This is a genomic window from Rufibacter sp. JT20002 (assembly GCF_056491185.1).
The window spans coordinates 1,638,537-1,661,195 of the sequence record NZ_JBSZJY010000001.1 but is presented as its reverse complement, the minus strand read 5'-3'; the positions used below and the strand labels follow the sequence as shown (position 1 = coordinate 1,661,195).

The window sequence follows — 22,659 nt, the reverse complement described above, 5'->3', positions numbered from 1 at the left end:
TATGATGCAACGAGTGATGCCCTGGGTTAAGAAACGTTTAGTATTATCCCTCCCCCAAGTACTTTTACTTCTTCTTCCCCTTACCGGGTGTTCTGAGGATAACTCCAACGATGACAGAGGAGGTGACCCTTCCACCACTGCAGCCCTGAAAGTCACCGCCACCGTAGATGTCTCCCGCAAATTTCAGAGGATAGACAACTTCGCGGCGTCAGACGCCTGGTCTTGCCAGTTTGTGGGAAATTGGCCCGAAAACAAGAAGAATGCCATCGCGGATTTGCTGTTCAGTTCTGAGGTAGACGCCAATGGGCAACCTAAAGGAATAGGTTTATCCTTGTGGCGATTTAACATAGGAGCCGGCAGTACCCAACAGGGAGAGCAAAGCGGAATCAAGGATGAGTGGCGACGTGCTGAGTCGTTCTTAGATGCAGATGGCAGCTACAACTGGCAGCGCCAAGCCGGGCAGGTATGGTTCCTGAAAGCCGCTCAAGCCCGAGGCATCCATAAGTTCCTGGCCTTCCCCAACAGTCCTGCCGTGCATTTAACCCGCAACGGAAAAGCTTTCGCTTCTAACGGTACCCCTAACCTGGACCCAGCCAAGTATGAAGCTTTTTCTGATTACTTAGCCGATGTGATTCAGGGAGTGGAAAGAGTACACGGCATCACCTTCAATTACATCAGCCCAGTCAACGAACCCCAGTGGGACTGGAGCGATGGCGGACAGGAGGGAACCCCCTTCATGAACGCCGATGTGGCGGGCATTGTGCGGGCCCTGGACACCTCCCTGGCCAGAAAAAACCTTTCTACCAAAATAGACATCGCCGAGGCCGGGAAAATAGATTACCTCTACCAGCAAGCCGACAAACCAAACCGAGGAAATCAGATTGATGCTTTTTTCTCTACAAGCTCTCCGCATTACGTAGCCGACCTGCCGCATGTGAGCAAGGTGATCTCCGGACACAGCTACTTCACCACTTCCCCTCATGACCAAGCCGTTGCCGGCCGAAAGCAACTGGCCAGCAAAGTGGCCTCGGTGCCGGGCTTGGAGTTCTGGCAATCTGAATACTGCATCTTAGGCGATAACGCCGGTGAGATAGACGGGAACAAGCGCGCTTTGGGCATTGACCCAGCCATTTACCTGGCCCGCGTGATTCATAATGACCTGGTGATAGCCAATGCCACGGCCTGGCAATGGTGGCTGGCCATCTCGCCCTATAACTACAAAGACGGCTTGGTGTACATAGACCAAAACAAAACCGACGGCAATTACTATGAAAGCAAGATGCTGTGGGCGTTGGGCAACTACAGCCGCTTTATCAGACCCGGGGCCGAACGCGTGGATTTGCAGATAGCGGGTGACCAGAAACAAGACGCATTTCTGGCATCGGCTTACCTAGATGCAGACCTAAAGAAGCTGATCATTGTGGCGGTCAACTCCAGCATTTCGCCGGTGCAGATGAACATGGACCTGAAGGGAACCACCATCGGCAATCTCAAAACTTATGTCACTTCTGAGAAAGAAAGCCTGAAGCCTGGCAGGACCCTGGAAAAAACGGATGCCATTACCATAGCCCCCCGGTCCATCATCACTTTCGTGGCAGATGTGCGGCCTTAGAAGCTGACCAGCGTTTTGGGGCTCTTTTCAGGAAAAGGACCCCAAATCAGCTCGCCTAGAGAAGGCTTTTATACCAAAGAGAGAACAAAAGACAGGTACTTCATTCTATCCCCCTAAATAAATGAAAAATAGACTTTTACTCATCGTCTTAGCCACCCTGTGGATCGGCTCTACGCAAAGCGGATGGGCGCAGCAAACCCGCACCAAGTCGCTTTTCAACGATAATTGGAAATTCCACAAAGGCGAGGTAGCCAAGGGGCAGGAAGTCAGCTTCGCTGATCAAAGCTGGCGGAGCCTGGACCTGCCGCATGACTGGAGCATTGAAGGCCCTTTCAGCCAGGAGTGGGCGAGTGCCACCGGCTATCTGCCGGGCGGCATCGGCTGGTACCGCAAGACCTTCAAAGTAGCCCCAGCCCAACAGAATAAACAGCTGTTCCTCTACTTTGACGGAGTCTACAAAAACAGCGAAGTCTGGATTAATGGACATTCCTTAGGTAAACGGCCCAATGGGTTCACACCTTTCCAATATGAAATCACCAAACACCTGAACAAGACCGGCAATAACGTGGTGGCGGTGAAAGTAGACCATAGCCAGTTTGCTGATTCTAGGTGGTATACCGGCTCTGGGATTAACCGGAACGTGTACTTGGTGGCGGTGGAGCCTGTGCACGTTAGTTTATGGGGAGTCGCCTTTACCACACCGGAGGTTTCCGCCTCTAGGGCTCTGTCCAACGTGAAAGTTTCGGTGACCAATGCTTCCCAGAAAGCAGCGGAGGTGCAGGTGAAAGCAGAGTTGTTGGATGGCCAAGGAAAGCTGGTGAATCAGGCCCAGAAGCAAGTGAATGTTACCCAAGGAAAGGAAGGAGAAGCTGCTTTGTCCTTTGAGGTGAAGAACCCCAAGCTATGGTCGGTGGAGCAGCCTGCGTTGTATCAGTTAAAGGTCTCCTTGCTGGTGAACGGAAAGAAAACCGATGAAGTAACAGAATCCGTGGGTTTCAGGAGCTTCGTTTTTGATGCGAACAAGGGGTTCTCTCTGAACGGAAAAAGCATGAAACTGAAAGGCGTCTGTATCCATGACGATGCCGGGGCCCTGGGAACCGCCGTGCCTGAGGAAGTGTGGGAAAGAAGGCTGATTACCCTGAAAGAAGGTGGCGTTAATTCCCTGCGCCTGAGCCACAACCCGCACGCCGATTACATCTATGAACTCTGCGATAAACTGGGCTTCTTGGTGCAGGACGAGGCATTTGACGAATGGGAAACCGGTAAAAACAAGTGGATTGCTGGCTGGAATGTGGGCACTCCGGGCAAAGACGGGTATCACGAGCACTTCAAGGAATGGGCCGATAGAGACTTAGCCGATATGATCCTGCGCAACCGGAACCGCCCTTCCATCATCATGTGGAGCATCGGCAACGAAATTGATTACCCCAATGACCCATATTCCCATGAGGTGCTCAACACGGGCAATAACCCGCAGATTTACGGCAAGGGCTACCAACCCAACAACCCGCCTGCCAGCCGTTTGAGTGAGTTGTCCCGGCACTTGGTAGAGGTAGCAAAGAAATATGATACTTCCCGGCCTATCACGGCTGCCTTGGCCGGCGTGGTGATGTCTAATTACACCGATTACCCAAAAGTGCTGGATATAGTAGGCTACAACTACCAGGAGCACCGTTACCCCGAGGACCACGCCAAATACCCGGAGCGCATCATCTACGGCAGCGAGAACGGCATGCGCCTGAATGCCTGGGCCGCTGTGGACACCAATGAATACATCTCGGCGCAGTATCTCTGGACCGGCATCGACTACATGGGCGAAGCCGGCAAATGGCCCAGCCGCAGCAACGGCGCCGGTCTGCTGGATTTGGCCGGGTTCAAAAAGCCCGAGTATTTCTTCCGGCAAAGCCTGTGGTCAGACAAACCCATGGTGTACATCGGCACCTCGGCTGTGCCCAAAACCGAGGACAAAAGCATCTGGAGCCACAGAAGGGCAGACCCCAACTGGAATTGGAATGCCAACGACAGCGTGCGGGTGAGCGGCTTCACTAACGCCGAAGAAGCAGAACTCTTTTTGAACGGCAAATCACTGGGCAGAAAGTCCCTGGCTCAATCGAACTCACGTGCGCTCTATTGGGACATAGTCTATGCCCCCGGCGAGTTGATGGCCAAAGCCTATAAAAACGGAAAAGAGGTAAGCCGCCATAGGCTGGTCACTGCCTCGGCCCCGGTCGCCATCCAGGCCAAAGTGGATAAGAAAACCCTGGCCGGAAAAGGAGTGGCGCATGTAGAGATCAACGTGGTAGACAAAAACGGCAACCTGGTGTACGGTGCTGATAATGAGATGACGGTCACGGTAGAAGGACCCGCCCAACTCATAGGCATGGAGAACGGAAGCCATACCGCCCACGAGAACTACAAATCTGAGAAACGGAAAGTCTTGCACGGCAAGCTGTTAGCTTATGTTCAAGCCACGCAGAAACCCGGCAAAGTCAAAGTGACCATCCAGTCGCCTGGCTTGGCTCCCCAAACTTTGGAGCTTTCGGTAAAACAGGCCCAAAACGGAATGTCAGCCGGAGCCAGTTCAGCATCGGTTAGATAAAAATACCTCTGAAATAAAGCCCGGGAAATCTGTCCATTCGGCACCGGTTGGGGCTCTATACCAAGGAGAAATCCTTAGATTGAAGCATCTTTTTACAAAATATTTTAAAGTTTACATGATACGCACGCGAAAGTTACTCACCCTATGTTGCTTCTTCCTGTCACAGTTGGTGATGGCACGCCAAGGGGTCAATGAATGGGAAAACCCCAAGGTGTACGAGCGCAACAAAGAGAAGCCCCGCGTGGACTTCATGCTCTACGCCACTGCCGCGGAAGCCCGTAAAAACGATTACAGTACGTCCCCCTATCACCAGTCGCTCAACGGAACCTGGAAGTTTTCCCTCGTGAAATCGGTGGGTGAGCGCCCGCAGGACTTCTACAAGCCCGGGTTCGATGACAGCAAATGGACCAATATCACCGTGCCTTCTAACTGGGAGCTGCAGGGCCATGATATTCCTATCTATACCAATGTAAAGTATCCTTTCCCGCCCAAACCGCCTTACATTGACCAAGTGTACAACCCGGTAGGCACGTACCGCCGCAGTTTCACCGTGCCCGCGGCCTGGAACGGCCAGGAAGTGATGCTGAATTTCGGGTCTATCTCTGGCTACGGACGGGTGTTTGTGAACGGGCAGGAAGTAGGCATGACCAAAGCCTCCAAATCGCCGGCCGAGTTTAACGTGACTCGTTTTCTGAAGCCGGGCGAAAACCAGTTGGCGGTGCAGGTGTTCCGTTGGCATGATGGCAGCTACCTGGAAGACCAGGATTTCTGGCGCTTGAGCGGCCTGGAGCGGGATGTGTACTTGCAAGCCCTGCCAAAAGTGACCGTATGGGATTTTTTCCTGAAACCTGATCTGGACAACACCTACAAAAACGGGTTGTTCTCCGCCGAGGTAGACCTGCGCAAGTTCTCCGGCAAAACCATTGAAAAAGCCACCGTGCTTTTGGAGCTGTTTGACAAAAACAACGCCAAAACGTTCTCCCAAGAGAAGAGCATCAGCACCAAAGGTACTGGCAAGCTGCAACTTAAATTCAATGGCACTATCAACAACGTGCTTACCTGGAACGCCGAGCATCCTAACCTGTATGATGCCGTGATCACCCTCAAAGACGCCAACGGCAAAACCATTGGCGTGACCGGCAGCAAAGTAGGTTTCCGGAAAGTGGAGCTGAAAAACTCCCAGATGCTGGTGAACGGCGTGCCGATTCTGATCAAAGGCGTGAACCGCCACGAGCATGATGATGTGCACGGGCGTGCGGTGACCCGGGAGTCCATGATCAAAGACATTGAGCTGATGAAGCTGTACAACATCAACGCCGTGCGCACCAGCCATTACCCCAATACCTCCCTTTGGTACAAACTCTGCGATGAGTATGGCCTGTACCTGGTAGACGAAGCCAATATAGAAACCCACGGCATGGGTGCCGAGTGGCAAGGCAATTTTGACAAAAGCAAGCACCCGGCCTACCTGCCGGAGTGGGCCCCCGCGCATATGGACCGCATCGAACGCTTACTGGAACGCGACAAAAACCACGCCTCCGTGATCATCTGGAGCATGGGTAACGAGTGCGGAAATGGCCAGGTTTTCCATGACGCCTACAAGTGGATCAAGAGCCGCGACAACTCCCGTTTGGTGATGTTTGAACAAGCCGGCGAAGACTGGAACACCGACATTGTGGGACCTATGTACCCGGGCATCAAAGACATGAAGTCGTACGCGGCGGCCAAAAAAGAGCATCCGTATATCATGTGTGAGTACTCGCACGCCATGGGCAACAGCAACGGGAACTTTCAGGAATACTGGGACATCATCAACAGCAGCAAGCACATGCAGGGCGGTTTCATCTGGGACTGGGTGGACCAAGGCATCAAGACCAAAAACGACAAAGGAGAAACCTTCTGGGCCTACGGCGGCGACCTGGGCAGCGACCACCTGTACAACGATGAAAACTTCTGCGCCAACGGCTTGGTTTCGGCGAACAGAACGCCAAAGCCAGGTTTAAACGAGGTGAAGAAAGTGTACTCCGGCGTGCAGTTCAAGGCCAAAGACGCGGCCAAAGGAATTATCAATGTCACAAACCAATACGGCTTCACCGACCTGAACCAGATCGCCTTTAAGTGGCAGTTGATCAAAAACGGAGTAGTGCAGAAAGAAGGCGATTTCGCTGTCACGGCCGCTCCGCTGCAACAGAAAGAGGTGACCCTGCCGTTGCCTGCGTACACCGCCCAACCCGGCGATGAGTATTTCGTGAACGTGTTTGCGTACACCAAAAACGCCAGCGCGTTTGTGCCGGCCGGCCATGAGGTGGCGCGTGACCAGTTCGCGGTCAATGAGAACGCCTACTTCACCAAGGTAACGCCTGAGGGGAAACTCAAGATCAAAACCAAGAAAGACAAACTGAACTTCAACTCGGGCAATGTGTCGGGTGAGTTTGACCTGAAGACCGGGAAATTGACCTCATTTGGCAAAAACGGCCAGAAAACGCTGGAGCAGTTCCCAGAACCGTACTTCTGGCGCGCTGCCACTGACAATGACTTCGGGAACAACATGCCGGAGAAACTGGCTCCTTGGCGCAACGCCCACCAGGAACTGAAATTGGTGAAAGTGGAGGTAGGCAAGAAAATGGCCCAAGGTCAACCCATAAAAGTAACCTATGCGCTTACCGGCAAACAGATTCCGTACACGGTAGATTACCTCATCCAGAACGACGGGGCCGTGCAGGTGACCGCCTCCATAGACATGACCGGAATTGAAATGCCTGAGTTACCCCGCTTCGGGATGCGCATGCAACTGGATGACAAATACGAGAACCTGCAGTACTACGGGCGTGGTCCTTGGGAGAACTACAGTGACCGTAAGTTCTCCTCGCTGGTGGGACTGTACAATGACAAAGTAGCCAACCAGTACTACCAGTATTATATCCGGCCGCAGGAAAGCGGAAACAAAACCGATGTGCGCTGGGTGGAACTCACCAACAACGCCGGCAACGGGATTGTGGTGGAAGGATTGCAGCCCATCAACTTCACCGCTTTGAACTATACGGCCGAGGACATTGATGAAGGGCCTAAGAAGATCAACCGGCACCCGGTAGACTTGAAGGAACAGGACTTTGTGAGCCTGCACATTGACTTGAAGCAGCGTGGCTTGGGTGGTGATGACAGCTGGGGCCGTTTGCCGCATGAGCCGTACCGCCTGACCGAGAAAAAGTACTCGTACAGCTACGTTATCCGGCCTATTACCAAAGAAACGTCTAAACTGTCTAAGAAATGAGAAGGTTGATAGGGTGCCTTTTCCTTTTACTGTTGCTGGCGGGGAGTACCTCCCTGCCAGCGCAGAAAAAGCAGGAAGCCCTAGCCTCCATCAACCCCGGCGAACTCTGGCCCGACACCAATGGCAAGCACATCAATGCCCACGGGGGCGGAATCCTTTTCCACAAGGGCACCTATTACTGGTTTGGAGAACATAAAACCGAAGGGCGCGGGGGTAACAGCACTTTGTTTGGGGTGGGTTGCTATTCTTCCAAAGACCTCACCTCCTGGAAAAACGAAGGCATTGTGCTCAAAGTAGAGGAGCAGGACACCACCTCTGATATCATCAAAGGCTGCGTCATTGAACGGCCCAAAGTGGTGTACAACGCCAAGACCAAAAAGTTTGTGCTTTGGTTTCATCTGGAACTGAAAGGCAAGGGCTATGAGGCTGCCAGAACCGGCGTGGCCACCAGTGACAGCCCCATCGGGCCTTTCACTTACCTGAAATCCTACCGGCCTAACGCCGGGGTGTGGCCCCTGAATGTGCCGGTCAGCCTGAAAGACAAAAAGGTAGACGAGAGCAACTTGAAGTGGTGGACCCCGGAATGGACAAAGGAAGTGCAGGACGGCCTTTTCATCCGCCGCGATTTACAGCAAGGGCAGATGGCCCGCGACATGGCCGTGTTTGTGGACGATGACGGCAAAGCCTACCACATCCATTCCTCAGAGGAGAACCTGACCCTGCACATTTCTGAGCTGTCAGATGATTACCTGTCATTTACCGGGAAGTGGAGTGTGCTGGCGCCCGCCGGGCATAACGAGGCCCCGGCCATCTGCAAGCGCAACGGCAAGTACTATATGATTACCTCCGGCTGCACCGGCTGGGACCCTAATGCGGCCCGGTCCTTTGTGGCAGAGTCCATCATGGGTCCCTGGAAAGCCTTGGGAAATCCGTGCGTGGGCGAGGGAGCCAACCTCACCTTTGAATCGCAGGGGACTTACATTCTGCCGGTGCAAGGCAAGAAAGACGCTTTCGTCTTCATGGCCGATCGTTGGCGCCCCAAGAACCCGATTGATGGCCGCTACGTCTGGTTGCCGCTTCTGTTTGAAGACGACAAGCCGGTGTTGAAGTGGCAGGACTCCTGGGATTTGAGCGTGTTTGACAAAAAAGGCAAAGAAACGAAAGCATCCACCAGAAAAGACAAGGCCGCCTTGAGGTGACTTGCCGGCATGCGCAGGCAAGTGCAACCCTTGATTTTAGTTATCAGCGAAACATGATTTATCCTCCACGTACATGCAGCAAAATAGCGTATGGCCTCCTCGCCTTCGCTGTTACGCTGAGTGCCCTTTCCTGTAGCACTTCCAGAACCGGAGGTGCTTCTTCGGCTTCTGAACCCACCATTACCCACGTTGCCGACGGCTGGGCGAATAACTCAGTGAACGTGGTGGCCTTCCGGAAGAATTCGCTGGTAACTTATAAAGGGATTCAATACACCGCCTGGTATGCCGCCGACCGTGCGGTGATGCTAGCCAAGCGCAAAAGCGGGGCAACTGCCTGGGAAATCCAGAAAACCAATTTTACGGGCAACGCCGCCGATGCCCACAACACCATCAGTATTATGGTAGACGGCAACGGTTTCCTGCATCTTTCCTGGGATCACCACAATAACCCCTTGAACTACGCCCGCAGCGTGAGCCCCGGCTCCTTGCAGATGACCGACAAGATGCCTATGACCGGCCAGCGGGAAAAGGTGGTTTCTTACCCCGAATTCTACCGGCTGCCCAACGGTAACCTCATGTTCTTTTACCGTGATGGCGGCTCGGGTCAGGGCAACCTGGTCATCAACAGCTATGACACCAAAACTCAGCAATGGTCGCAACTGCACAGCAACCTCATCAACGGGGAAGGCAAGCGCAATGCCTATTGGCAAGCTTACTTAGACAAGAAAGGCACTATCCATATATCCTGGGTGTGGCGCGAGAGCCCCGATGTAGCCAGTAACCATGACCTGGGCTACGCCCGATCACTGGACGGCGGCAAGACGTGGGAGAAATCTACCGGTGAAAAGTATGCCCTGCCCATCACCGAAGCCACCGGCGAGAAAGCCCTGACCATTCCGCAGAACAGCGAGCTGATCAACCAGACGTCCATGGCCGCCGATGAGCAAGGGAATCCTTTCATCGCCACGTACTGGCGGGAAGCGGGCTCTACCGTTCCGCAGTACCACTTGGTGCACCATGACGGCAAAGGCTGGAAATCCCTGTCCTTGGCCTTTCGTAAGACGCCTTTCAGCTTAAGTGGGGTAGGGACCAAACGCATCCCCATTGCCCGTCCGCAGATCATGGTGAAAAATGCTGGAGCCAATGCCTCGGTGCTGATGATCTTCCGGGACGAGGAGCGGGGCAGCAAGGCATCGGCGTTGATCATAAATAAATTATCAGACCCTAAATGGACCCTTCTGGATCTGACGCGGGAATCGCTGGGTTCCTGGGAGCCCACCTATGACACCGAGCTTTGGAAGGAGAAACAAGTCTTGAACCTGTTTGTGCAGAAAGTGGAGCAGGTAGACGGCGAAGGTAGGGCTACTATCCCGCCGCAGCCCATCCAGGTGGTGGAATGGAAACCTACCTTTTAAAAGCTGTTATTAGCCTGTTTTCTAAAAAGAACCTATAAACCGGGGTTTCCCCGCATTGAAGTAAACATGATTCAGAAGAAAGCCTATTGTACCTTCCTCCTGCTGCTGCTCGGCACCTGGGCGACAACTGCTCTTGCCAAGCCCAAGCATCCCTTGCTGCCGGCCTCCAAAAAAGAAGTGCTGGACCAGTTGAACAAAGCCAATGCTTACTGGCAAACCACCAACCCCACGCCCGGTTGGGCTTTCTGGGATGTAGCCGCCTACCACACGGGCAACATGGAAGCCTACAAAATCACCAAAGACGAAACATACCGCCAGTATTCAGAGGCCTGGGCCGAGAAAAACCAGTGGATGGGTGCCAAGTCCACAGACAAGTCGGCCTGGAAGTATTCGTATGGCGAGAAAGACGACTACGTGCTGTTTGGCGACTGGCAGATCTGTTTCCAGACCTACATTGACCTGTACTGCCTGGACGGTGCCAAGGACGATAAAAAGATAGCCCGCGCCCGTGAGGTGATGGAGTACCAGATGAGCACGCCCAAAAACGATTACTGGTGGTGGGCCGATGGCCTTTACATGGTGATGCCCGTCATGACAAAACTGTATAAGGTCACCGGAAACAAACAGTACCTGGAGAAACTGCACGAGTACCTGAGCTATGCCAATTCCATCATGTATGACGCAGAGGAAAAACTCTATTATCGCGATGCCAAATACGTGTACCCCAAACACAAAAGCGCCAACGGCAAAAAGGATTTCTGGGCGCGCGGCGATGGGTGGGTATTTGCTGGTTTAGCCAAGGTGTTGCAGGATCTGCCCAAAAAAGACCCGCACCGCAAAGAGTACGAGCAGCGCTTCAAAGACATGGCCAGCGCCATCGCCCGCTCACAACAAGCCGAAGGCTACTGGACCAGAAGCATCCTGGATCCGGCCCACGCGCCAGGCCCTGAGACCAGCGGCACCGCCTTCTTTACCTACGGCTTTCTGTGGGGTATCAACAACGGGCTGCTTGACAAAAAGGAATACCTGCCCGTGGCGGCCAAAGGCTACCACTACCTGACCAACACCGCCCTTCAACCCAACGGCAAGCTTGGCTATGTACAGCCTATCGGGGAGCGGGCCATTCCGGGGCAGGTGGTAGACGTCAACTCTACCACTGGGTTTGGGGTAGGGGCGTTTCTGCTGGCGGCCTCTGAGATGTACCGTTTGCTTGACTAATCTAAACCCGGGTAAAAGGCTTTTGCCCTGGTTTCCTGAAATCAGCCCTAAAGCAGCTTTGCAGGAGTTGTTTTCTGATGCGTCTGATTCATCTAGTGCTCTACAAGATTTTAACGTTTCTTATTCTATGCGGCATCGTGTAAGTGTTCTGCTCCTGTTGGTTTCCCTGTTTTCAAGTACCTTTTTGTGGGCGCAAACAGAGACAAACAACCTAAGCATAGGAGTCGGTCAGAAAACCTTTCAGATGGTGAACCCTGATTTTAAGGTGAGCCCGCACACGGGCATGACCCGGAAGCACTGGCTTGATGCGGCCCATTACTTGTTAGAAGGTGCTTTCCAGTACGTGAAGACGGTAGAGGACCCCATGGTATTTCCCAAGCAGCCGGGCAAAAGCTACCCGCGTGATGGCGTGCACACTCCCACCGAGATGCTGGAGGGCCTGTGCCGTACCCTATTTGTGGCGGTGCCCTTGCTCAAAGAAAACCCCAACCTGGAAATCAACGGCATCAAGGTCGCCGATTATTATCGCCGGCAACTGGTGAAACTAACCGAGCCCAGCAGCCCAACCTACGTGAAGCCCCGCGCCAGTAATGGCGGACCTAGCCAGATTCTGGTGGAGTTCGGCGGATTGGCCGTGTCGCTTTTCTATGCGCCAGATGTCCTCTGGAAACCGCTTACCGCCGCTCAGAAAGAAACCCTGTCCATGACCATGCTCAGCTACGGCGATGGCCCTACCATTGGGTCTAACTGGCGCTTCTTCAACATTTTCGTGCTGAGTTTCTTCAAAGAGCAAGGCTATCAGGTCAACGATAAGCTGATGCTGGAGTACCTGGATAAGTCACTGGAGCAGTACCGCGGCCAAGGCTGGTACAATGACAGCCCCGCCTATGATTACTACAGCATGTGGGCTTTCCAGATGTATGGACCGCTGTGGTCTGAGTTCTTCGGGAAGAAGCACTATCCGGCGTATGCCGCCAAGTTCCATGCCAACTTCAACGACCTCCACGACAACTACCCGTACTTGTTCAGCCGCGATGGCAAGATGATCATGTGGGGCCGTAGCATCGCCTACCGCTTTGCCGCGGTGGTGCCGTTTCCGCTCATGGGCCTATCCCAGAAACCAGGCACAGACTGCGGCTGGATGCGCAGAATCGCCTCCGGAACCATGCTTCAGTTCCTGCAACACCCAGAGTTCCTGGCCGCAGATCACATTCCCACGCTGGGTTTTTACGGCGCCTTTGAACCGGCCGTGCAGATCTACAGTGCCCGCGCCAGCGCATTCTGGATGGGCAAGGCTTTCCTAGGTTTGCTGGTGCCTGAGGGCAACCCGTTCTGGACCGCCGTAGAGAACGAAGGAGCCTGGGAGAAAGAATTAGCTAAAGGCAAGGTGTACAACAAGTTTCAGGAAGGTTCCAAGATCCTCATCACGGACTACCCCAACATCGGCGCCGCCGAGGTGCGGGCCTGGTGCCATGAAACGGTCGCGAAAGACTGGCAGTTGTTCCGGTCCACCGAGAACTATAACCGGCTCTCCTACAACAGCGCTTTCCCTTGGCAAGCCGATGGCCCTAACGGTGAGGTGGCCATGAACTACGTGATCAAAAATCAAAAGAACCAGTGGGAAGCCCTTCGGCTTTTCACCTTCAAGAAGTTTGAGAACGGCATCTATTATCGCGATGCGGTGCTGGAAACCAACGACAAAATCAACCTGCGCCTGGCGGACATTCCTCTGCCCAACGGCATCTTACGAATTGACTTGAACACCAGCACAGAGGCTTGCCAATTACGTCTGGGGCATTACGCATTGCCGCAGTTGAAAACCGCCATCAGGAGGGAGGCAAGAAAAGTAAAAGGCCATGCCGTGCAGATCATTGACAACGGCGAATACCAACTGGCCATGGTTTCCCTCAGCGGATGGGACCATCTGGAACCGATTAACGCCACCGACCTTCATCCGGAAAGCAAGGAAAGCACCGTCATCAACGCTTCTGGTCAGTTCCGGCCCGGGCAAAAGTCCAATGTTTATGCCACCCTGATGCTTTGGAAGAAATCGGGCGAGAAATGGACCGAGGAGGAGTTGGTGCCGGTGAAGAAAATCAGCCCGATGGCCAACGGGAAATCGTTTACGGTTTTTTTTAGAAAAGGAGAGGCAAAAACAGTTCGGTTTGAATAAGGCCTATCAGAAAAGAAAATAAAAGCTTACAGTCCTCAGGCAAAGCCTAATATCACAAGTTTACAGAAGTACAACCATGGTTCAAGACATCATCACCACCTTTCAGAAACTCTACAACCAGAAGCCGATCGTTATCCGCTCGGCAGGCCGGGTGAATCTCATCGGCGAGCACACCGACTACAATGAAGGGTTCGTATTACCCGCCGCCATTGACAAAGAGATCTACTTCGCCATCGCCCCGAACGGGACGGCATCAATGCGGGCCTACTCCTTTGACCTGAACGAGAAAGGCTCCTTCCCCCTGGAACAGGTAGAGCCCTCTGAGAAGGTGTGGGCCAATTACCTGCTCGGCGTGGTGGCGCAGTTCCAGAAAGCCGGGTTTCAGGTGCCAGGCTTTGACTTAGTGTTCGGGGGCAACATCCCCATGGGGGCGGGTCTTTCCTCCTCGGCGGCGGTGGAGTGCGGCCTAGCCTATGCGCTCAATCATCTCTTCCAGTTCGAAGTGGGGAAAATGGATCTGGTGAAGATGGCGCAGAAGGCCGAGCACGAGTACGCCGGTGTATTATGCGGCATCATGGACCAGTTCGCCAGCATGTTCGGCAAGCGCAACCACGTGGTGAGGCTGGACTGCCGCTCTTTAGAGTACCAATACTTTCCTTTCGATATGCGCGAATACCGCCTCGTGCTCTGCGACACGCGGGTGAAGCACTCATTGGCCTCCAGTGAGTACAACACCCGCCGCCAGGAGTGCGAGACTGGCGTGGCAATCCTACAGAAACACTACCCAGAAGTAAACAGCCTGCGTGATGTTTCCTTAGAAATGCTGGCGCAGCACCAGGCTGAGTTTAATCCCGTGGCATACCGCCGTTGCACCTACGTGGTGCAGGAGAACCTGCGGGTGGAGGAAGGCTGCCTTGACCTGAAGCGCGGCGACCTGGAGGCGTTCGGGCTGAAGATGTTCGCCTCGCACCAAGGGCTGCAGCACGACTACGAGGTAAGCTGCCCTGAGCTGGATTTTCTGGCCGAGAAAGCAAAGGAATCAGGGCTCGCGTTGGGTGCCCGCATGATGGGCGGCGGCTTCGGGGGCTGCACCATCAACCTGGTGCGGCTGGAAAAACTGGAAGAGTTTACCAGAACCATGGAAGGTGCTTACTTGAAAAGGTTTGGTCAGGAGCTGCCGGTCTACATCGCCCGCATCGTGGACGGAACCGGCCTGCTGCAAACCGCTAAACCCGAGCCCTCCTACAATGAATCTGAGTGGACCCGCTAGTTTAGAGCCTTTTTTCCTGAAAAGAGCCTGAAACCGAAATCTTCTTTTATGAATCACTCCAATTCAAATATATCCTTCGATATCACGGAGCACTCGCACCGCCGCTTCAACCCCCTGCTGGGCGAGTGGGTGCTGGTCTCGCCGCACCGCTCCAAGCGCCCCTGGCAGGGACAGCAGGAAACCGCCGAGCAGGACACCCGTCCGCAGTATGACCCTTCCTGCTACCTGTGCCCGGGCAACGTGCGCGCCAACGGCGAGACGAACCCCGACTACCCCTCCACCTTCGTCTTCACCAACGACTTCGCCGCCCTGCAGGCCGAAAGCCCCTCGGGTAGTATAACTAACGGGATGCTGCGCGCCGAGAGCGAGCGTGGCATCTGCAAGGTGATCTGCTTCTCGCCCCGCCACGACCTTACATTGTCTGACATGGAAACCACCGAGATCAAGAAGGTGGTGGACCTGTGGCAGGAACAATACCAGGAGCTCGGCGCGATGGAGGAGATCAGCTATGTGCAGATCTTCGAGAACAAAGGCTCGGTGATGGGCAGCAGCAACCCGCACCCGCACGGCCAGATTTGGGCCCAGAGCTCGGTGCCCGGCGAACCTGCCAAAGAAACCGAGCAGCAGGAAGCTTATTTCCAACAAAACAGCCGCAGTCTGCTCTCTGACTACCTGGCCATAGAACTAGAGGAAAAAACCAGGATTGTGGTGGAAAACGAACACTTCGTGGCGCTGGTACCGTTCTGGGCCGTATGGCCGTTTGAGACCATCCTCATCCCGCGCCGGCATTTCGGGCACCTGGGCCAGATCACAGAAGAAGAGAAATTCGGCTACGCCGAGATCATGAAGCAGCTTTCCTCGGTGTACGACAAATTGTTCAACACCTCCTTCCCGTACTCGGCCGGCATCCACCAGGCGCCCACCGACGACAAGGACTATCCCGGTTGGCACCTGCACATGCACTTCTACCCGCCGCTGCTGAGATCGGCCACGGTGAAGAAGTTCATGGTCGGCTACGAACTCATGGCCGACCCCCAGCGCGACATCACCCCGGAGAGCGCCGCCGAAAGGCTTAGAGGATTGCTTTAAGACAGACCTAACTTAACCAAAGATGAAAACGGGTTGGTGGTTTCTGGTAGTGGTGGTGGCGGGCCTTTGGTCGTGTGGTAAGAAGCAGTATGCTTTTGAGCCATCTGCCCTTCGGCCCTCCAAACTAAAAGGCTACCGATTGGTCTGGCATGATGAATTCAACACCAACGGAAAGCCTGATAGCACTCACTGGGGCTATGAATTCGGGTTTGTGCGCAACAGGGAGCTCCAGTGGTACCAGCCACAGAATGCCATCTGTTCCAGGGGAGTTTTGGTGATTGAAGGCAAACGCGAAAAGCTACAGAACCCGGGCTTTGAGGCGACTCATCAGGACTGGCGGCACCACCGGGAGTTTGCGGAGTACACCTCGGCCAGCCTTCAAACCCTAGGCAAGAAGTCGTTTCAGTACGGGGTTTTTGAAGTGAGGGCACGCATAGACACCGCGATGGGCATGTGGCCCGCCATCTGGACGCTGGGGATTTCCAGAGAGTGGCCAGCCGGCGGAGAAATTGACCTGATGGAATTTTACCGCATGGGCAACCAGCCTACCATTCTGGCCAATGCAGCCTGGGCCGATGAAAAGATGAGAGCGGTTTGGGATGACGGCAGAATCCCGTTTTCGCATTTCCTGGAGAAGGATGCCGAGTGGCCCCGGAAGTTCCACCTCTGGAAAATGGACTGGACCGCAGAATCCATCAAGCTTTACTTGGACGGCGAGTTGCTGAACGAGATTGACTTAACCAAAACCCTCAACGCAGATGGTTTCAATCCCTTTCACCAGCCGCATTACCTCCTGTTGAACCTAGCCATTGGAGGAAATGGAGGAAATCCGGCGGGCACTGCTTTTCCTAAAAGATATGAGGTGGATTACGTGCGGGTGTATCAAAAGAAATAAGAAGGCTTCTAGATTTGGAGGTTAAGGGAATAAAGCTTTAAGCGTGTTTTAGAAAAAATCGGGATGAAGCAAACAAGCAAGATACAAGTGAATGGCAAGACGATGTTCTTGGCGGTCATGCTGCTGGCAGTGGTTGCCTGTTCACCTGCTTCTCTGCAAAAAACAAGAAAGCAGGGCAGTGGCTGGCAAAAGCTCTTCAACGGGAAGGACCTAAAGGATTGGGTTGTGAAGATTCACCACCATGAGGTGGGAGACAATTACGCGCAGACCTTTAGAGTGAAAGACGGCGCCTTGCAGGTAAACTATGATGACTACAAAACCTTTGACAACCGCTACGGGCACCTGTTTTACAAAGCCCCTTTCTCTTCTTTCCATTTGAAATGGGAGTACCGTTTCACCGACCAGTGGTTAAAAGACGCGCCTTCCTACACCTACCGGAACAGCGGCATCATGTTCCATTCCCAGAGCCCGGAGTCCATTCTGAAAGAGCAGGATTGGCCAATTTCGGTGGAGTTCCAATTGTTGGCAGGAGCGGGAGACGGAAAACCCCGCCCCACTGGGAATATGTGCTCCCCGGGTACCGATGTGGTGTATGAGGGTAAAATAGATGACCGGCACTGCATTAACTCTTCCTCCGCTACTTATGAGTGGGACCAGTGGGTGAAAGCTGAATTGATCGTGTTGGGGGATTCTCTTGTGACACACCTCATCAACGGTGACACGGTCCTCCAGTATACCCGTCCGCAGATTGGGGGTGGGGTGGCCAACAACTATGATCCCAAGGTAAAGCAGGACGGCAAGCGCCTGACGCAGGGGTACATCGGCCTGCAGAGTGAAGGGCAGGGAATTGAGTTTAAGGAGATCATGATAAAGAGATTAGACTAGACAGGTGCTTCCCCAGAAAAGAAGTTTATCTGTTTTAGGGAGGTTTTCTTGAAAGAAGGCCAGAAACCTGTTTGAAGGCTATTTAATGTCCCATGTAAAAGTTAACCCATGTAGCAGCATTACCTATTTACCCCAGAAATGTCTAGTTAGATGCGTCAGGTACTCTTTCATAGAAGAAAGGGCATTGAAAACCAGCATCAGAAGATTACCCTTACCTCTTACCATTAATTTTTTTACAGTACAATGAATCAACCCAGGCCCAAACTTTTCTTTTTGCTTCTCTTTCTCCTGTTCGCCCTCTCCGGGCATGCTCAGCAGCTCAGCGGAAAGCCTGGCACCTTCACCGTGGGGAACAAGGAGTTCCTGCTCAACGGAAAGCCCTTCGTAGTGAGAGCGGCCGAGCTGCACTATCCCCGGATCCCGCGCGAGTACTGGGAGCACCGCATCAAGCTCAGCAAGGCCATGGGCATGAACACCATCTGCATCTATCTTTTCTGGAACCTGCACGAGCAGACTCCGGGGCAGTATGATTTCAAGGGCCAGAACGATGTGGCTGAGTTTGTGAAATTGGCCCAGAAAAACGGCATGTACTGCATTGTGCGGCCCGGCCCGTACGTGTGCGCCGAGTGGGACATGGGCGGCCTTCCCTGGTGGCTGCTCAAGCAGAAAGACGCGCAGGTGCGCACCCTACAGGACCCGTATTTCATGGGCCGCACCAAAATGTTCTTGAAAGAAGCGGCCAAACAGTTGGCCCCGCTTCAAATCCAGAACGGCGGCAACATTTTGATGGTGCAGGTGGAGAACGAGTATGCCACCTTCGGTGAGGAGCAGGCCTACATGGAGGCTACCCGCGACGCGGTGCGCGAGGCCGGTTTTGATAAGGTGCAGCTTTTCCGCTGCGACTGGCCTTCCAACTTCAACAAGTATAAACTGGAGGGCGTGGCCACCACTCTCAACTTCGGGGCGGGCACCAATGTAGACGAGGCCTTCAAAACGTTTAAGGAAATGAACCCCACCGCGCCCCTGATGTGCAGCGAGTACTGGTCGGGTTGGTTTGACCACTGGGGGCGTCCGCACGAGACCCGCTCGGTGAGCAGCTTCATCGGCAGTCTGAAAGACATGATGGACCGCAGGATTTCCTTCAGCCTCTACATGGCCCACGGCGGAACCACCTTCGGGCAGTGGGGCGGGGCCAATGCGCCACCTTACTCGGCTATGGCCACTTCCTATGACTACAACGCGCCGGTAGGCGAGCAAGGCAATACCACAGAGAAATTCTTCGCCGTGCGCGACCTGCTCAAAAACTACCTGCAGGAGGGCGAGACGCTGGGCGAGATCCCCGAAGCGAAACCCATCATCGCAATTCCTGCTTTCAACCTGACAGAGAGCGCTGCGCTATTTTCTAACCTGCCGGCAGCCAAAAAGACCGAGAAGATTCAACCGATGGAGAACTTTGACCAAGGCTGGGGACGCATCCTCTACCGTACCACGTTACCGGCTACGGCCTCGGGGCAGAAGCTATTGATCACTGAGGTGCACGACTGGGCCAACGTGTTTCTGAACGGGAAGTCCATCGGCAAGCTGGACCGGCGCCGGGGCGAAAACACCGTGACGCTGCCCGCCTTTCAAGGAGACGCGCAGCTGGACATCCTAGTGGAGGCCACCGGCCGGGTGAACTACGGCAAGGCCATCATCGACCGCAAAGGCATCACCGAGAAAGTGGAACTGAACGACGGCCGGAAGAACACCGAACTCAAGAACTGGCTTGTCTACAACTTCCCCGTGGATTATAAATTCCAGAAGAAAGCGAAGTTCAAGAAGGGCGCCGCAGACGGCCCGGCCTGGTACCGTGGTACTTTCAAACTGAAGGAAACCGGCGACTCGTTCCTGGACGTGAGCAAGTGGGGCAAAGGCATGGTGTGGGTGAACGGGCAGAATCTGGGCCGTTTTTGGAAAATAGGCCCGCAACAGACGCTTTTCGTGCCGGGCGTGTGGCTGAAGAAAGGCCGCAATGAGATTGTGGTGCTGGACGTGGACCAACCCGAGGGTACTACCATCGTGGGCTTGAAAGAGCCTATTTTGGATCAGCTTCGGGCCGAGGAGTCTTTAACCCACCGCGCCAAGGGTCAGACGCTGAACCTGGAAGGGGAGAAGGCAGTGGCCACGGGCTCGTTCCCGGCCGGAAGCGCCTGGCAACAGGTGACCTTCGACGAGGCCGTGCAGGGACGCTTCCTCTGCTTTGAGGCCCTTAACTCGCAGAAAGCAGATGATCCTTTCACGTCCATCGCCGAACTAGAATTGGTGGATGAAAAAGGGAACCAGATTTCCCGCCTGAAATGGAAAGCCGTCTACGCCGACAGCGAGGAGGTGACCGGCGGCAACAACGCCGCCGACAAGGTGTACGACCAGCAGGAATCCACATTCTGGCATACCCAGTACTCCGGTGACAAACCCAAGCACCCGCACCACCTGGTGCTTGACCTGGGCGAAAACGTGACCGTGAAAGGCCTGCGCTACCTGCCCCGCTCTGACAAGAACACGGGCGGCATGGTGAAAGACTACCGCATTTACCTCAAGAACAGTCCGTTCAAGATGTAAGCAATAGCTTGCCAGGATCCACGGGAAGAGGAGGCCCACCAGCCTCCTCTTTGGTGTTCCTTTCAGGTTTCAGGGCCGTTTTCCTGTAAACAAATCCTAAATAGGCAGATACCAGCTGCCTTGAAAACCCTTACTTAGACCTTCCCACCAAAACATGAACAAACGATTTACCAGAAACCTGCCTAAGAAGTGCGCGGCTTTTTGCCTCGCTTTGGGAATATTGGCCTCGGCCTGCTCTCCGCAGGTAACTAATAATGCGGCCTCAGACCAGGCCGGTACAAGTGCCGACGGGAGAACTCCAGAGGAGAAATACAGCGCCTATCTTTTCACTTATTTCACTGGCAACGACATAAGCGAGGAAGCCATTCGGTTCGCGATCAGTTCAGACGGCTACAACTACCGGGCCCTCAACGGAGACAAACCGGTCATCAGCTCCGCCCAGATCAGTTCTACCGGCGGCGTGCGCGATCCGCATATCCTGCGCGGCGCCGATGGTAAGACCTTTTACATGGTCGTGACCGATATGGTGTCGGCGAACGGCTGGAGTTCTAATCGGGCCATGGTCTTGCTCAAGTCCACCGACTTGGTCAACTGGACTTCCAGCGTGGTGAACATCCAGAAACGTTTCGCCGGGAACGAGAAGCTGTTGCGGGTGTGGGCGCCGCAGACCATCTATGACCCCGAGGCCAAAAAGTACATGGTTTACTTCTCCATGAAGCACGGCGATGACCCCGACAAGATCTATTACGCCTACGCCAACCAGGACTTCACCGATCTGGAAAGCGAGCCTAAACAACTTTATTTCAGCCCCACCAACGGCGCAGCCATTGACGGCGACATCGTGCTGAAAGACGGCAAATACCACCTGTTCTTCAAGACCGAAGGCGAAGGCTCCGGCATCAAGATCGCGGTGTCTGATAAACTCACCGGCGGTTACGTGCTGCAGGACCGTTACGTGCAGCAGACCAAAGACCCCGTGGAAGGGGCCGGCGTGTTCAAACTCATCAATGAGCCCGGCTACATCCTGATGTACGATGTCTACACCAAAGGCAAGTACCAGTTCACCAAAACCACCGACCTGCAGAATTTCACAGTAGTGGACAACGAGGTATCCATGAACTTCCACCCGCGCCACGGCACGGTTATTCCCATCACCACGAAGGAAGCCGAAGCTTTGGTGAGCAAATGGATGACGGCCGAAGAGGTATTGCGTTCTGCCAAGGCACCAGCGCTGAAGAAGGGCAACGTAGCCGTTGATTCCGCCAAAAGAACGGTGCACCTGCCGGTAAAACCCGGCACGGACTTGAGCTCCTTCAAACCGCAATTCGATTCTTTTCCGGGCGTAACTATTTCCCCTTCTGCGGCCGATTTTTCAAAAGGACCAGTAAACTACACCGTGCAGATCAAGGGCCAACAACCCCAGGCATTTGCCGCTACTGCCCGCGAAGACCACAATCCAGTACTGGAAGGCTACTTCGCCGATCCAGATATCATCTATGCCGAGAAGACCGGCAAATACTATATTTATCCCACCAGCGACGGGTTTACCGGTTGGTCAGGGACCTATTTCAAATCCTTCTCGTCCACTGATCTTGTGAACTGGAAAGACGAAGGCGTGATCCTGGATTTGCCTAAAGACGTGAGCTGGGGAAAAAGAAACGCATGGGCCCCGGCCATCATCGAGAAGAAAGTGAACGGCCAATACAAGTACTTCTATTATTTCACGGCCGCGCAGAAAGTGGGAGTTGCTGTATCGGATAGCCCTACCGGACCGTTCGTGGATTCCGGGAAACCGCTGGTGGACCAATTGCCACCGGGCGTGAAAGGCGGCCAGCAGATTGACCCCGATGTGTTCACCGATCCTAAGACTGGCAAGAGCTACTTGTACTGGGGAAATGGCTACATGGCCGGTGCCGAACTGAACGCCGACATGGTATCCATCAAACCCAATACCATCAAGGTCCTCACCCCAGACAATACCTTCCGGGAGGGAACCCACGTGCTCTTCCGCAATGGGACCTACTATTTCTTGTGGTCTGAAGATGACACGCGCAGCGAGAACTACCGGGTACGGTATGGCACTTCCACCTCTCCGCTGGGCAAGATCAAGGTTCCGGCCAATAACCTGGTCATCGCCAAAGACCCGACCTCTGGGATTTACGGCACCGGGCATAATTCCGTCATTCAGGTGCCCAACAAAGACGAGTGGTACATCGTCTACCATCGGTTCAACTACCCAAAGGGCATCACCATGGGCGATGCCGCCGGCTTCAACCGCGAGGTAGCCATTGACCGAATGGAGTTCAATGAAGACGGTACCATCAAGCAGGTGAAGCCTACGCATGAAGGAATCAAACCCCTGCGGTAAGCTTAAGCCTGAAGAATCTATAGTGTCAAATTTGCCTAATTAGCTGTATCTTTTTGACCAGTAGATT

Annotated in this window: 13 protein-coding genes; all 13 read left to right on the top strand. The window is 54.1% G+C overall.

Features of this window, described 5'->3' with window-relative positions:
- Window position 1: 1 nt before the first annotated feature.
- The 13 genes from ACW9SV_RS06550 to ACW9SV_RS06490 all read left to right on the top strand — a co-directional run bounded on the left by ACW9SV_RS06550 (window position 2) and on the right by ACW9SV_RS06490 (window position 22,592).
- A complete protein-coding gene (locus tag ACW9SV_RS06550) occupies window positions 2–1,612 on the top strand; it encodes a glycoside hydrolase (RefSeq protein ID WP_479555937.1) in 1,611 nt (536 codons plus the stop codon).
- A gap of 121 nt (window positions 1,613–1,733) precedes the next feature.
- Window positions 1,734–4,211, top strand: coding sequence for a glycoside hydrolase family 2 TIM barrel-domain containing protein (locus ACW9SV_RS06545; RefSeq protein ID WP_479555936.1), 2,478 nt, complete (start codon window positions 1,734–1,736; stop codon window positions 4,209–4,211).
- Window positions 4,212–4,326: 115 nt separating this feature from the next.
- The gene (lacZ, locus tag ACW9SV_RS06540) at window positions 4,327–7,482 is read left to right on the top strand and encodes a beta-galactosidase, LacZ type (protein ID WP_479555935.1); all 3,156 of its coding nucleotides are present in this window, start codon (window positions 4,327–4,329) and stop codon (window positions 7,480–7,482) included.
- Window positions 7,479–8,681 carry a glycoside hydrolase family 43 protein gene (locus ACW9SV_RS06535; RefSeq protein ID WP_479555934.1) on the top strand — a complete coding sequence of 401 codons (1,203 nt, stop codon included), beginning with the start codon at window positions 7,479–7,481 and terminating at the stop codon, window positions 8,679–8,681. Before lacZ ends, ACW9SV_RS06535 begins: the two co-directional genes overlap by 4 nt.
- A 53-nt stretch (window positions 8,682–8,734) precedes the next feature.
- Entirely contained in the window at window positions 8,735–10,096 is a 1,362-nt protein-coding gene (locus ACW9SV_RS06530) for a BNR repeat-containing protein (RefSeq protein ID WP_479555933.1), read from the top strand.
- Between the two features lie 66 nt (window positions 10,097–10,162).
- The gene (locus ACW9SV_RS06525; RefSeq protein ID WP_479555932.1) at window positions 10,163–11,314 is read left to right on the top strand and encodes a glycoside hydrolase family 88/105 protein; all 1,152 of its coding nucleotides are present in this window, start codon (window positions 10,163–10,165) and stop codon (window positions 11,312–11,314) included.
- 127 nt (window positions 11,315–11,441) lie between these two features.
- Window positions 11,442–13,487 carry a DUF2264 domain-containing protein gene (locus ACW9SV_RS06520; RefSeq protein ID WP_479555931.1) on the top strand — a complete coding sequence of 682 codons (2,046 nt, stop codon included), beginning with the start codon at window positions 11,442–11,444 and terminating at the stop codon, window positions 13,485–13,487.
- Window positions 13,488–13,563: 76 nt separating this feature from the next.
- Window positions 13,564–14,757, top strand: coding sequence for a galactokinase (galK, locus tag ACW9SV_RS06515; protein ID WP_479555930.1), 1,194 nt, complete (start codon window positions 13,564–13,566; stop codon window positions 14,755–14,757).
- Between the two features lie 48 nt (window positions 14,758–14,805).
- On the top strand, window positions 14,806–15,846 hold the full coding sequence (locus ACW9SV_RS06510) for a UDP-glucose--hexose-1-phosphate uridylyltransferase (RefSeq protein ID WP_479555929.1): 1,041 nt from the start codon (window positions 14,806–14,808) through the stop codon (window positions 15,844–15,846).
- 22 nt (window positions 15,847–15,868) lie between these two features.
- Window positions 15,869–16,741: a glycoside hydrolase family 16 protein gene (locus tag ACW9SV_RS06505; RefSeq protein WP_479555928.1), complete on the top strand. Its 873-nt coding sequence runs from the start codon at window positions 15,869–15,871 to the stop codon at window positions 16,739–16,741.
- A 63-nt stretch (window positions 16,742–16,804) separates the two neighbouring features.
- Window positions 16,805–17,626: a 3-keto-disaccharide hydrolase gene (locus ACW9SV_RS06500; RefSeq protein WP_479555927.1), complete on the top strand. Its 822-nt coding sequence runs from the start codon at window positions 16,805–16,807 to the stop codon at window positions 17,624–17,626.
- 273 nt (window positions 17,627–17,899) lie between these two features.
- On the top strand, window positions 17,900–20,224 hold the full coding sequence (locus tag ACW9SV_RS06495; protein ID WP_479555926.1) for a beta-galactosidase: 2,325 nt from the start codon (window positions 17,900–17,902) through the stop codon (window positions 20,222–20,224).
- A gap of 154 nt (window positions 20,225–20,378) precedes the next feature.
- Entirely contained in the window at window positions 20,379–22,592 is a 2,214-nt protein-coding gene (locus ACW9SV_RS06490; protein ID WP_479555925.1) for a glycoside hydrolase family 43 protein, read from the top strand.
- Window positions 22,593–22,659: the final 67 nt, after the last annotated feature.